This is a genomic window from Betaproteobacteria bacterium, from assembly GCA_016709965.1.
GTDB lineage: Bacteria > Pseudomonadota > Gammaproteobacteria > Burkholderiales > Rhodocyclaceae > Azonexus > Azonexus amarohabitans.
The window spans coordinates 907,539-921,152 of record JADJLT010000001.1 but is presented as its reverse complement, the minus strand read 5'-3'; the positions used below and the strand labels follow the sequence as shown (position 1 = coordinate 921,152).

At 55.0% G+C, this 13,614-nt stretch carries 11 protein-coding genes; 7 read left to right on the top strand and 4 right to left on the bottom strand.

Annotation, left to right across the window (positions count from 1 at the left end):
- Nucleotides 1–6 precede the first annotated feature (6 nt).
- The 7 genes from nuoI (at nt 7) to IPJ12_04585 (ending at nt 7,096) form a co-directional block, all read left to right on the top strand.
- A complete protein-coding gene (gene nuoI / locus IPJ12_04615; GenBank protein ID MBK7646451.1) occupies nt 7–495 on the top strand; it encodes an NADH-quinone oxidoreductase subunit NuoI in 489 nt (162 codons plus the stop codon).
- A gap of 12 nt (nt 496–507) precedes the next feature.
- Nucleotides 508–1,104, top strand: coding sequence for an NADH-quinone oxidoreductase subunit J (locus IPJ12_04610; protein MBK7646450.1), 597 nt, complete (start codon nt 508–510; stop codon nt 1,102–1,104).
- 14 nt (nt 1,105–1,118) lie between these two features.
- Nucleotides 1,119–1,430 (top strand): NADH-quinone oxidoreductase subunit NuoK, encoded by a 312-nt coding sequence (gene nuoK / locus IPJ12_04605; GenBank protein MBK7646449.1) that lies wholly within the window; start codon nt 1,119–1,121, stop codon nt 1,428–1,430.
- A gap of 2 nt (nt 1,431–1,432) precedes the next feature.
- Complete coding sequence (gene nuoL / locus IPJ12_04600; GenBank protein ID MBK7646448.1) at nt 1,433–3,478, top strand: NADH-quinone oxidoreductase subunit L; 2,046 nt, start codon at nt 1,433–1,435, stop codon at nt 3,476–3,478.
- Between the two features lie 32 nt (nt 3,479–3,510).
- Nucleotides 3,511–4,995 (top strand): NADH-quinone oxidoreductase subunit M, encoded by a 1,485-nt coding sequence (locus IPJ12_04595; GenBank protein ID MBK7646447.1) that lies wholly within the window; start codon nt 3,511–3,513, stop codon nt 4,993–4,995.
- Nucleotides 4,996–5,007: 12 nt separating this feature from the next.
- Nucleotides 5,008–6,486, top strand: coding sequence for an NADH-quinone oxidoreductase subunit NuoN (gene nuoN, locus IPJ12_04590; GenBank protein MBK7646446.1), 1,479 nt, complete (start codon nt 5,008–5,010; stop codon nt 6,484–6,486).
- Between the two features lie 67 nt (nt 6,487–6,553).
- Nucleotides 6,554–7,096 carry an NUDIX hydrolase gene (locus IPJ12_04585; GenBank protein MBK7646445.1) on the top strand — a complete coding sequence of 181 codons (543 nt, stop codon included), beginning with the start codon at nt 6,554–6,556 and terminating at the stop codon, nt 7,094–7,096.
- 218 nt (nt 7,097–7,314) lie between these two features.
- Here the strand turns inward: IPJ12_04585 and IPJ12_04580 are convergent, their stop codons facing one another.
- The 4 genes from IPJ12_04580 to IPJ12_04565 all read right to left on the bottom strand — a co-directional run bounded on the left by IPJ12_04580 (nt 7,315) and on the right by IPJ12_04565 (nt 13,614).
- Nucleotides 7,315–10,215, bottom strand: a complete 2,901-nt coding sequence (locus IPJ12_04580) for an adenosylcobalamin-dependent ribonucleoside-diphosphate reductase (GenBank protein ID MBK7646444.1) — start codon at nt 10,213–10,215, stop codon at nt 7,315–7,317.
- 209 nt (nt 10,216–10,424) lie between these two features.
- A complete protein-coding gene (locus IPJ12_04575) occupies nt 10,425–11,606 on the bottom strand; it encodes an acetate/propionate family kinase (protein ID MBK7646443.1) in 1,182 nt (393 codons plus the stop codon).
- 1 nt (nt 11,607) lies between these two features.
- On the bottom strand, nt 11,608–13,026 hold the full coding sequence (locus tag IPJ12_04570; GenBank protein MBK7646442.1) for a bifunctional enoyl-CoA hydratase/phosphate acetyltransferase: 1,419 nt from the start codon (nt 13,024–13,026) through the stop codon (nt 11,608–11,610).
- Nucleotides 13,027–13,128: 102 nt separating this feature from the next.
- Nucleotides 13,129–13,614: a hypothetical protein gene (locus tag IPJ12_04565; protein ID MBK7646441.1), complete on the bottom strand. Its 486-nt coding sequence runs from the start codon at nt 13,612–13,614 to the stop codon at nt 13,129–13,131.

Below are 13,614 nucleotides of genomic sequence, written 5' to 3'. Positions count from 1 at the left end.
AGACTAATGGGTTCGATGAAGGAAATCTTCAACAGCCTCTTCCTCAAGGAATTGTTGAAGGGAATGTCGGTCACCGGTAAATACTTCTTTGCCAGGAAGATCACTGTTCAATATCCGGAAGAAAAAACGCCTCAGAGCTTCCGCTTTAGAGGATTGCACGCCTTGCGTCGCTATCCGAATGGTGAGGAGCGCTGTATTGCATGCAAACTCTGCGAAGCGGTTTGCCCTGCGCTTGCAATTACGATTGAGGCCGAACCGCGTGATGATGGTTCACGCCGTACGACTCGCTATGACATAGATCTTACCAAGTGTATTTTTTGTGGATTCTGCGAAGAGGCTTGTCCAGTCGATGCAATCGTTGAGACGCGAGTTTTCGAATACCACGGCGAAAAGCGCGGTGATCTGTACTACACCAAGCAGATGCTGCTTGCCAATGGTGACCGTTACGAGGCGCAGATCGCCAAGGATCGCGAACTTGACGCTTCTTACCGATAACAGGTGCTAGCGATGGATTTTCAAACCTCGGTTTTCTATTTTTTGTCTGCGATTCTGGTATTTGCGGGGCTGCGCGTCATTACTGCGCGTAATCCGGTACATGCGGCATTGCACCTGATTCTTGCCTTTTTTACCTGCGGCGGCATCTGGGCGTTGTTGCAAGCGGAGTTTTTGGCAATTGCCATCATCCTTGTGTATGTTGGCGCGGTTATGGTTTTGTTCCTGTTCGTCGTGATGATGCTCGACATCAATATGGATCGCATTCGGCAAGGCTTCTGGAATTATCTTCCTCTTGGCGCGTTGCTCGGTCTGTTGATGGCTCTGGAAATGAGTTTGGTGCTTGGTAGCAAGTACTTCCAGATTCCTGCCGCCGACGCGATCGTTCCGGCTGGTGTGTCAAACACGAAGAGCATCGGTGCGCTGATGTTCACGGATTTTGTTTATCCCTTCGAACTAGCCTCTCTTATCCTGCTTGTTGGCATGATTGCGGCGATCGTGCTGACTTACCGTGGTCCGAAGAAGTCCAAAGCTACAAACCCGAATCAGCAGGTATTCGTAAAGGCGAAAGATCGTGTTCGCGTACTGCAGATGCCGGTTGAAAAAGACTGAACCCCGGGGAACCCATGTTAACTCTCTCTTTATCCCATTTTCTGATTCTAGGCGCGATACTTTTTGCGATCAGCGTGGTCGGTATATTCCTGAACCGGAAGAATCTGATAGTGTTACTGATGGCCATTGAGTTGATGCTTCTTGCGGTCAACATGAATTTTGTGGCGTTTTCACACTATCTTCAGGACCTTTCCGGTCAGATTTTCGTCTTCTTCATCCTGACTGTTGCCGCTGCTGAATCGGCGATTGGTCTGGCCATTCTGATCGTGCTGTTCCGCAACCTCAAGAGCATCCATGTGGATGACCTGAGCAGCCTGAAGGGTTAAACATGGAAATGCAAAAACTCTATCTGCTCGTTCCCATGGCACCGCTTATTGGCGCCATGATTGCAGGTTTGTTCTGTCGGGTTATCCCGCGCTGGGTTGCTCATACGGCAACCATAGCAGGTGTCGCTATTGCCTTTATTGCGTCCATTATTATCTTCAAGGATGTTCAGGCAGGACATACCTACAACGGGGCCGTCTATACGTGGCTGACCAGCGGCGAATACAAGTTTGAGGTTGGGTTTCTGATAGATACGTTGACCACCACGATGATGCTGGTGGTCACATTCGTATCGCTGATGGTTCATATCTATACCATTGGCTACATGCAGGAAGACCCTGGATATAACCGTTTCTTTAGCTATATCTCGTTGTTCACCTTCTCCATGCTGATGCTGGTGATGAGCAACAACTTTATGCAGCTCTTTTTCGGTTGGGAGGCAGTTGGTCTGGTTTCCTATCTCCTGATCGGTTTCTGGTACACCCGTCCGACCGCCATCTTCGCTAACATGAAGGCCTTTCTGGTCAATCGTGTCGGAGACTTCGGTTTCATATTGGGCATTGGATTGGTGCTTGCTCACTTCGGTACGCTTGATTACAAAACTGTATTCGAAAAAGCTCCAGAACTCGCTTCTGCAATGATCAATATCTGGGGTTCTGCCGATTGGTCATTGATGACTGTTACCTGCATCTGTCTTTTCATCGGTGCCATGGGTAAGTCAGCGCAGGTTCCCCTGCATGTTTGGCTCCCAGATTCGATGGAAGGCCCGACCCCGATCTCTGCCCTGATCCATGCTGCAACTATGGTGACGGCGGGTATCTTCATGGTCGCCAGGATGTCGCCACTGTTTGAGTTGTCGACTACTGCCCTGTCCTTCGTCATCGTCATCGGCGCAATTACTGCACTATTCATGGGCTTCCTGGGCATCATTCAGAATGACATCAAGCGGGTCGTAGCTTATTCCACCCTCTCTCAGCTTGGTTACATGACCGTTGCGTTGGGGGCATCTGCTTATTCAGTCGCCATTTTTCACCTGATGACACACGCCTTCTTCAAGGCCCTGCTGTTCCTTGGCGCCGGCTCTGTGATTATTGGCATGCACCACGATCAGGATATTCGTAATATGGGCGGCCTACGCAAGTACATGCCAATTACGTGGATTACTTCACTCATCGGTTCGCTTGCTTTGATTGGTACGCCTTTCCTGTCCGGTTTCTATTCCAAGGACTCAATTATTGAAGCTGCGCAAGTGGCCTATCATCATGGTCAACCGGGTGCGGCATTTGCGTATTACTCGGTTCTGGCTGGCGTGTTCATCACCGCGTTTTACTCGTTCCGCATGTACTTTCTGGTCTTCCATGGCGAAGAGCGTTTTGGTAAGGCAGATGATGCCCATCATCATGAGCATCATGGCGACCACGATGATGAAGAGGCCTCTCACGATCATCACCATGGTCTGGCACCGGGTCAGAAGCCACATGAAACGCCGTGGGTTGTTACGTTGCCCTTGGTGTTGCTGGCCATTCCATCCATGTTTATTGGTTTCATAGCTATAGAGCCAATGCTCTACGGTGATTATTTTAAAGGTGTGATCTTTATCAATGCTGAAGCACACCCGGCAATGGAGCATCTGGCCGAAGAGTTCCACGGTGCTGTCGCAATGGGCATCCATTCCTTGACTTCACTGCCATTCCTTCTTGCCTTGTCTGGTGTAGTCGTATCGTGGTTCTTCTACATGAAGCGTCCTGATTTCCCGGCTGCAATTCAACACCGCTTCTCGGCTATTCAAACCTTGCTTGAGAACAAGTACTACTTTGATAAATTCAACGAGTTGGTGTTTGCCGGTGGTGCCCGCCTTCTTGGCAAGGTGCTATGGCGTGGCGGCGACGTCGCCATCATCGACGGCCTGATCGTGAATGGGTCGGCCAAGGTTGTTGGATGGATTGCTTCCGTAACCCGACTGTTCCAGACCGGTTACGTTTATCACTACGCTTTCACCATGATTATCGGCATCTTTGTGCTGATGACCCTGTGGATCAACCGCGCCTAGCGTGAATTATTCGCAGAAAAGCAAGGAATAACATGTCGACTTACCCGTTGCTATCTCTCGCAATCTGGATTCCGATCTTCTCCGGTCTGGTTATATTGACCACCGGGGGTGACCGGAATGCTCCGCTGGCCAGGATGCTATCCTTGGCGGGTGCGGTTGCGGCTTTCCTCGTCACGCTACCACTTTGGGCAGGGTTCGATATCGCCAACGGTGGCATGCAGTTCGTCGAGCTGAGTAGTTGGATTCCGCGTTTCAACATCAACTATCACTTGGGTGTTGACGGTATTTCGATGCTCTTCGTGGTGCTTAACGCCTTTATCACCATCATCGTCGTCGCCGCTGGTTGGGAAGTCATCCAGACCAAGGTAGCGCAATACAACGCAGCTTTCCTGATCATGTCGGGACTGATGAACGGTATCTTTACGTCGCTTGATGGCGTGCTCTTTTATGTCTTCTTTGAAGCGTCGCTGATTCCGTTGTATCTGATTATCGGCGTCTGGGGAGGACCAAAGCGCGTATATGCCGCATTCAAGTTCTTCCTCTACACACTTTTTGGTTCGCTGCTTTTCCTGCTTGCGTTAATGTATTTGTTCATTCAGTCCGGTGGTAGCTTCTCAATTCTGGAATGGCACAAGTTGCCGATTCCGCTTGGTTCGCAGATTTGGCTATTCTTCGCGTTCCTTATTGCCTTTGCCGTCAAGGTGCCGATGTGGCCGGTCCATACCTGGTTGCCGGATGCGCACGTTGAAGCGCCGACCGGTGGCTCAATCGTACTGGCAGCTATTGCCCTCAAGCTGGGTGCATACGGTTTCCTCCGGTTCTCCCTGCCGATCCTGCCTGATGCCTCGCATGAATTGTCCGGTCTTGTTCTGGGTCTCTCGCTGATCGCCGTTGTCTATATCGGTTTCGTCGCCTTGGTTCAGGAGGACATGAAGAAGCTTGTGGCCTATTCTTCGATTGCGCACATGGGTTTCGTGACACTCGGCTTCTTTATGTTCAGTGCCATGGGTATCGAGGGAGCCTTGGTTCAGATGGTCTCTCACGGTTTTGTGTCGGGTGCCATGTTCTTCTGTATTGGCGTGATGTACGACCGAGTACATAGTCGTCAAATTGCCGATTACGGCGGCGTGGTCAATACGATGCCTAAATTCGCGGCCCTGTTCATGCTGTTTTCGATGGCTAATGCAGGTTTGCCGGCAACCTCGGGGTTCGTTGGTGAGTTCATGGTGATTCTTGGTGCGGTTAAATTCAATTTTTGGGTGGCTTTTGCTGCGGCCAGCTCGATGGTTATCGGTGCCGCCTACACGCTGTGGATGTACAAGCGGGTGATCTTTGGCGATGTTGCCAATCATCATGTTGCAGAGCTGTCAGACATCAATAAGCGCGAGTTTGCCATTCTGGGCGTACTGGCCATTGCCACCCTGTGGATGGGTCTCTACCCGCAGCCTTTCACGGAAGTCATGCACGCCTCGGTCAATGACCTGTTGCGTCATGTCGCCATCAGCAAGATTCAATAAACGGTAGCCGACATGTTCGACAATTTCGTTGTCCCCAATCTCCTGCCCGCAGCCCCGGAGCTCTTTCTGGCGGTGATGGCGCTGGCCATCCTGATGATCGATTTGCTGGTCAAGGATAGTCGTCGCACAGTCACCTTCGTGCTGACCCAACTGACCCTGGTCGGCTGCGCAGCCATTCAGTTCGCGACAAGCACCGGAGAAATTACTTATACCTTCAGCAATATGTTTGTCGACGATCTGATGTCGGATTTGCTGAAGCTGTTCCTGTACATGACTGTGGTCATTGTGATGTTCTATTCTCGGGGCTACGTCATTGATCGCGAGTCAATGAACAAGGGCGAGTACTACGTGCTGGCACTTTTCGCGACCTTGGGCATGATGGTGATGATTTCTGCCAACCATTTCCTGACCATCTATATCGGTCTCGAATTGCTGTCGCTTTCACTCTACGCCATGGTGGCAATGAACCGTGATTCTGTGGCGTCCACTGAAGCAGCGATGAAGTATTTTGTCCTTGGCGCCTTGGCCTCCGGCTTGCTGCTGTACGGCATGTCAATGATTTACGGTGCTACCGGTACGCTCGAAATCACCGGTATTGCCGAGCGTCTCTACGGTGGTGGCGTCAACAAGAGCGTGCTGGTATTCGGATTGGTCTTCCTGGTTGGTGGTCTGGCCTTCAAGCTAGGTGTTGTTCCCTTCCATATGTGGATTCCGGACGTTTATCAAGGCGCACCGACATCGGTTACCTTGTTCATCGGCTCTGCACCGAAACTGGCTGCTTTCGCTATCGTCATGCGCTTGCTGGTGAACGGCCTGATCACGATGGCAGCCGACTGGCAAGCCATGTTGATCATTCTGTCAGTGCTGTCGATGGCAATCGGTAATCTGGCCGCGATCGCCCAGACCAATCTCAAACGCATGCTCGCCTATTCTGCGATCTCGCACATGGGTTTCATGCTGCTGGGTATCGTTACTGGCGTGGTTGGTGGCGATGCACGCTATGCATTGAACGCCTACAGTTCTTCGATGTTCTATGTTATTGCCTACGTACTGATGAGTGCCGGTACCTTCGGCATGATCCTGCTCATGGCACGGGCAGGTTTTGAAGCTGAGGAAATTGATGACTTCAAGGGCCTGAACAAGCGCAGCCCATGGTTTGCCGGCATCATGCTGATGCTGATGTTCTCGATGGCTGGCGTACCGTTCTTCATCGGTTTCTTTGCCAAGTTCTCAGTGCTGCAGGCGGTGGTTGCCGCCGGCTATATGTGGCTGGCTATCGTAGCTGTGCTGTTCTCGCTGATCGGTGCTTTCTACTACCTCCGCGTGGTAAAGATCATGTACTTCGACGCACCAGTCGACGATACGCCGCTGACTGCGCCGCTGGACATGCGTATTCTTATTTCTGCCAACGGCTTGGCCGTCGCGCTTCTCGGCATCTTCCCGCAAGTGATCATGTCGCTCTGCGCCTACGCCTTGTTGCGCTCGCTTTGATGCAAGGCTGAATTAGGTCGAAACAACGCCCCGCATGTCGGGGCGTTTTACTTTGCGGGGGGATGCAATGTCACACGACACGCACCTGATAGAGTCAGAAATTTCAAGTGAAAGTATATTTAAAGGCGCCTTGCTCAACGTGCGCAAGGATTGTGTCCGGCTACCCAATGGCAAGGAATCGATACGGGAATATATTGTTCATCCTGGCGCGGTAGTCATTCTGGCCTTCCTTTCTAATGGCAATCTGCTGTTTGAGCGCCAGTTTCGTTACCCATTGCGCCGCGTATTTCTTGAGCTGCCCGCCGGGAAAATTGACGCTGGCGAAGCGATCATCGACACAGCTCGGCGTGAGTTGAAGGAAGAAACGGGCTACGTAGCCAGCGAGTGGGAGTATCTCGGTGTGATGCACCCATGCATTGGCTATTCGGATGAACGTATTGAGATATTTGCCGCACGTGGTTTGCATTTGGCTGGCGAAAAAGAACTCGATCACAACGAGTTTCTCGAGGTTGTAGAAGTTTCTCCGGCTGAAGCGAAGCAGGCAGTTTGGGATGGCCGGATTACTGACGCGAAGACAGTGACTTCATTGTTCTGGCTGGACAAACCCTGATGTTTTCTCCTGCTGCCACGGTCAACCGGAAAAAAATAACGAAAATCGAAATATTTCATCGCTGATGATTGAGCGCCGGGAGGTAGCTTGGCTATTTGATCTCTTCCGGCCAAGGCTTATACGAACAGAGAAAATTTATCATTTGCTGTCTTGCTTATCCCGAGCACCAACAAAAAACGCCCCGGTTTTTCCGGGGCGTTTTTTGAGTCTGGAGACGCTTAGCCGCAGGTGCCGACGGCCCCGCAAGCGGTACAAAAGTCACAACCATCTTTGCGGATCATGGTGTGATTCCCGCATTCGCCGCACAGCTTGCCCTGAGTCGGCAGCACCTTGTTGCTGATGGTGTCTTCCGGGGCTTCCAGGATGCCCATCTGTTGAAGCGGGAAGCCGCTTTCATCGAGGATGCCGAGCATGGCGTAGCGGTGAATGATCAGGTTTGCAATGTAGGCCACGGTTGATGGGTAGGTCTGTTGCTTGCGCGAACCAGGAACGAAGGCCATGAAGTCGCCGAGCGGCTCGGAGTAATCGACCAGCTTGCGCAGCTTCATGCCGATCCAGGCTGGATCCAGAACGCGCATATCCAGTGACAGCAACTTCGACAAACCATCGAGGGCACGCGGATAATTGCCGGAGAGCCACATCGAGTAGGGGCGGGTGACGCCGTCCGGCAGGGTGATTTCCTTGAGGCCGAGGACGAATTCCTCGCGCGTCGATGGATTGTTGATGTCGACCGTCCAGGAGAGCGTGCCGTCCGTGCCGGTCTTTGGTTCCTTGGCGCTGAACAAGGCATCTTTCACCGGTGTGGGGCCTTCGTGCTTGAAGGCGCCCAGTTGTTCGCAGCGCCAGCTAATCACTTGGGCCATGGCGGAGACGACGGAGGGGACGCGCTTGCGCTCGCCATGCGGCGGCATGGGCATTTCAAAGGAGTCGCCCGGCGTCTTGGCCAGGGCTTCCAGCTTCATTTCGAGCCAGGCATGGTCGTTGGCGCGCATGTCCATGGAAAGGGTCTTGGCAACAGCGCCAAGCCCGCGTGGTTCGGCCGGGCCATTGGCCCAGACCTCGAACGGCCAGGCGCGGCCTTCTGGTTCGACATGGCCGACAAACAGCGCAAACTTGCCGATCGGAGAGTCGAGCATATAAGTCCAGCACAGGTTGCCTTCCGGCAGGTTCGGGCGACCTGGCCAGCGCAGGCTGGCCAGTACCGGCGCTGGCAAGTTCTTGATCGACAGACGACGATTGGCGTCGGAGACGAAATCCTGCGGTGACTTGGCGTCGACCGCTGCATCTGGTTTGGCCGTATCGCTACCAGTGACGGAGAGCACCGAGCCGAGCACGCTGTTCGGGCGATAAGTGGCCAAGCCCTTGAGCCCGGATTTCCAGGCGCTCATATAGAGGTCCTGGAAGTCGGCGTACGGATAGTCAGCCGGTACGTTGACGGTTTTGGAGATCGAGGTGTCGATGAACGGAGCGACGGCGGCAACCATGTCGCTGTGGGCTTGGGCGGAAATTTCCAGTGCAGTGACAAAGTATTCCGGCAGCTTGGTGACATCGCCACCACGATGCTTGTAGAGGCGCCAAGCGTAGTCTTCGACAGAATACTCCTTGAGGGTGCCATCCTGCATGCGCTTTTTGCGGCTGTAGGTCCAGGAAAACGGAGGTTCGATGCCGTTCGAGGCGTTGTCAGCAAAGGCCAGCGAAATGGTACCGGTCGGTGCAATCGACAGCAGGTGCGAGTTGCGCAAGCCATGCTTGCGGATCTCGGCCTTGATGTCGGCCGGCAGGCGCGATGCGAAGTTGCCACCAGACAAATACAGTTCGGCGTTGAACAACGGAAAGGCACCGCGCTCCTTGGCCATTTCAACCGAGTACAGGTAAGCGGTGTCGCGCATGAATTCGCTGATACGGGCGGCCATCGCACGGGCTTCCGGCTTGTCGTATCGCAGTCGGAGCATGGCCAGCGCATCGCCGAGGCCGGTGTAGCCGAGGCCGACGCGACGCTTGTTGGCGGCTTCCTGCTGCTGGCGTTCGAGCGGCCAATGCGTGGCATCGAGCACATTGTCGAGCATGCGGGTGGAAATACGGATGACTTCGGCGAAGGCGTCGAAATCGAAGGTGGCCTGCTCGGAAAATGCATCCTTGACGTACAGCGTCAGGTTGATTGAACCCAGGCAGCAGCAGCCATACGGCGGCAGCGGCTGTTCGGCACAGGGGTTGGTCGCCTCGATCACTTCGCAGTAATTGAGGTTGTTGTCCTTGTTCATGCGGTCGAGGAACAGGATGCCAGGCTCGGCGTGGTCGTAAGTGGATTTCATCACCTGATCCCACAGGTCGCGAGCGCGTACCTTGCGGTAAACCCACATGCCATCCTCACGCTGGTAGGCGCCGGTGGCGCGCATTTCGCTGTTCGGCTCGGCACGATGCAACAACTCGACGTAGCCATCGGCATCGACGGCTTCCATGAACGGGTCGGTGACGCCAATCGAAATATTGAAATTAGTCAGGTCACCCTTGTCCTTGGCGTGGATGAATACCTCGATATCCGGATGGTCGCAACGCAACACGCCCATTTGCGCGCCGCGGCGGGCACCAGCGGACTCAACGGTCTCGCACGAGCGGTCGAAGACCCGCATGTAGGAGACCGGACCGGAGGCGCGTGACTGCGTACCCTTGACACGGGCACCCTGCGGACGGATGGAGGAGAAATCGTAACCAACGCCGCCACCGCGACGCATGGTCTCGGCCGCCTGGGCAAGCGCGGTATAAATGCCGGGTTTGCCATCGGTGTTTTCGACGATCGAGTCGCCCACTGGTTGCACGAAGCAGTTGATCAGCGTTGCCTGAAGGTCGGTACCTGCGGCGGAATTGATACGGCCGGCCGGAATGAAGCCGTTTTCCTGAGCCCACAGGAATTTGGATTCCCAATGGGCGCGATTGGCTTCCTGTTCGACTTGGGACAGTGCGTAGGCAACGCGACGGCGAACGTCATGTACATTGGTTTCCTTGCCCTTGGCGTATTTCTCGATCAGAACTTCACCGGAAATTTCCTGCTCCGGCAGCGGTGCAAACTGTGGCGGTGCAGGAATGTCTGTCAGCGAAAGCTGTTCGGAAATTTTGCTCATCAAGGGCTCCTCTACAAAACTCGGGTGGACTGGGTTATTTATCTTCGAATGTTGCAAAGCTACTATATCTAGTGTGCCAAGGCAATATATTGACTAGATACGGTGTTCCGTGTGTTTTTGCTTGGTGACAATGTCATTGCAAAAAAGCCCGAAAAAACAAAGCCCCGGCACCTTTCGGTAGCCGGGGCCCGGGCTGAAAATATTTTTATTCAGAGAGAGAGAAGCGTCTGCGCGTGGTGCGCCATCATCCATTCTTCGTTGGTCGGGATGACCAGCACATCGACGCTGCTGTTACCGGCGCTGATCACGATATCGTGGCGCGCATTGGCTTCCGGATCGAGTCGAATGCCGAGCCATTCCGACTGAATGCAGACACGACGGCGGACTTCGGCAGCGTGTTCGCCGATGCCACCGGTGAATACCAGCGCATCGACGCCGCTGGCTGCTGCTACTAGTGAACCCAGTTCGCGGGCGATGCGGTAGCAGAACAGGTCAACCGCTTCGTGGGCTTCCGGCTTGTCGCTGCCGAGCAGGGTGCGCATGTCCTGGCTGATGCCCGAGACACCCAGCAGACCGGATTCCTTGTAAAGCATCCTGGTCATGTCCTTGACCGACAGCCCCTTGGTTTCCATCAGATGCAAAATGACGCCCGGGTCCAGATTGCCGCAGCGCGTACCCATCAGCAGGCCGTCGATGGTCGAAAAACCAAGCGTCGTGGCGACGCACTTGCGATTGACCATGGCCGCCATGCTGGCCCCGTTGCCGAGGTGGGCGACGACGACGCGGCCATTGGCGCGATGCGAATGCTGGGGCAGGGCGCGGGCTATGAACTCGTAGGACAGGCCATGGAAGCCATAGCGCTTGATGCCTTCAGCCGTCAGCGCCCGGGGCAGGCCGAAGGTCTGGGCGACATCGGGCTGGCTGCGATGGAATGCAGTGTCGAAACAGGCAATCTGTGGCACGTCGGGAAGCAGGGCCTGCAAGGCGCGAATGCCGGCGACGTTGTGCGGTTCGTGCAGGGGGGCCAGCGGGATAAAACTGATCAGGTGGCCAAGCACGGTTTCGTCGACGATGGTTGGTTGGGAATAACGCTCGCCACCATGAACCACTCGATGTCCAACCGCGACGATCTGCCAGCCGGCATGGGTGGACATAAACCACTTCAGCAGTGCGTCGAAGGCCTGGTCGTGGCTGACTTGTTCGCCGACAATGGCCTGGTCGGCAATCTTCTGGCCGGATTTGTCTTTGGCGACCAGCTTGGTGGCATTGGTGCCGATACCGTCAATCTGTCCGGAGACTTCCGCATCGGGAGAAATCGGGTGGGCGAGCGGGAAAAGGGCGAACTTGATGGAGGACGATCCAGCGTTGATCGTCAGGATGCCTTGCTTCATGTCAGACGGTTCCAGTTTTGCGGTTGTGGTGTGCGATCAGTGCGGCAATGACGCACGATGCGGTACGGGTTTCGGCGGAATCGGCGCGGCTGGTCAAGACAATCGGGACCTTGGTGCCCAGGACAATGCCGGCGGTCAATGCGTTGGCGAGGTATTCGAGCTGCTTGGCGATCATGTTCCCGGACTCGAGATCCGGTACGACCAGAATTTCGGCATGGCCGGCAACCGCGGACTTGATGCCCTTGGTCTTGGCGGCAATGAGAGAGACGGCGTTGTCGAAGGCCAGCGGGCCATCCAGGATGCCACCCTTGATCTGGCCGCGATCGGCCATCTTGCACAGCGCCGCGGCGTCGAGAGTGGACTGGATTTTGGGGTTGACCGTCTCGACTGCCGAGAGGATCGCCACTTTGGGTTCCGGGATGCCGATGATGTGCGCCAGTTCGATGGCGTTGCGGATGATGTCAGCCTTGTCTTCCAGCGTCGGCGCGATGTTGATGGCGGCGTCCGTGATCAGCAGTGGCCGGTGGTAGGTCGGCACGTCCATCAGGAAAACATGGCTGATCCGCCGCGAGGTGCGCATGCCGTTGGCGCGGGCGACGACTTCGCCCATCAGTTCGTCGGTATGCAGGCTGCCCTTCATCAAGGCTTCGGCATCGCCGGTACGCACCAGGGAGACGGCGAGTGCGGCCGAATCATGGCTGTGTGCAGCATTGACGATGCGGATGCCGGAAAGATCGATGCCGAATTCTTCAGCGACAGCGCGAATCTTGTTTTCCGGGCCGACCAGAATCGGTTCGATAATGCCGGCCTGGAAGGCCATGACGGGGCCTTTAAGCGATTCTTCATCACACGGATGGGCGACGGCGGTGGGGATCGGTTCCAGACCCTTGACGCGCTCGAGCAGGTGAATATAGCGCTCGTGTTTGTCGTCGATCCGGATCTCCGGCATATGCACTTCCTGCAGCCGTGAAACCTTTTCTACAGGGGCCAGCACTTCGGCGCTGCCGCGCACGACCTGCAGGCCGTCCTGATTGGTACACACGCAATCGAAAATGATGTGCTTGTTGTGATCGAATTTTTGCTTGGCAGTAATGGTGATCGTGATGCTGTCACCAATGGTGACCGGACGGGCAAAATGAAGCGACTGGTCGATCAAAATGGTGCCCGGACCGGGAAACTGGGTGCCGAGGACCGTGGAAATCAGTGAGCCGCTCCACATGCCGTGGGCAATGACTTCGCGAAACAGGCCGCTTTGTGAATAGGTCGGGTCGACCATTGCCGGATTGAGGTCGCCGGTCAGGATGGCGAACAATTTCACATCCTCCGGCATCAGCACGCGAGTGAGACTGGACGCATCTCCGACATGGATTTCGTCGTAAGTGCGATTGACCAGGTAGCGTTGTTCGGGTTCGTGGTTCATGAGGACTTGCTCCAGTGCATCAAGCGATGGGCTAGTATAGGATGCTGCGGTGCAGCAAACAAGCTGAGACAAGCGGGTGGATGTTCAGCATCGTGGTCGCTCTCACAGGCGTGGGGAAGTGCGGCGTTCGCGACTGATCAGTGGCGAAGGCACGTCCACCTCCAGACCGGCGTGGCGTTGCAGTAACTGGTCGAGCACCCATTGGTTGGCTTCGTAGGTGAATTCCCGAGCCTTTAGCGGTGCACCGGTCAGGGCCGAGGCAAACAGGGCGACGGCGGCAGAGCGGCTGACGCCAAATTCACAATGGACGATCAGTGACATGTCGACCGGGGCGCTGTGTAGTTCTTCAATGAAGGCGCTGATCAAGCCTGCCATGTGGTAATCGAATAGACCAGGTAGTGGTGCCGGCAAGTATTCGTCGGCTGGCACGGCATCGAAAAAGGCGAGACGCAGTACATGGCGAAACAAGGGGTCAAGTGTGGCAGTCGGTGTACTTGGATCGGTGATCGAAATAACCGCGACGAAAGGCGTGCCGCGTAATTGTTCTGCCTGTTTGCGTGAGGTGTATTCGACCGAACGAATGGTCAT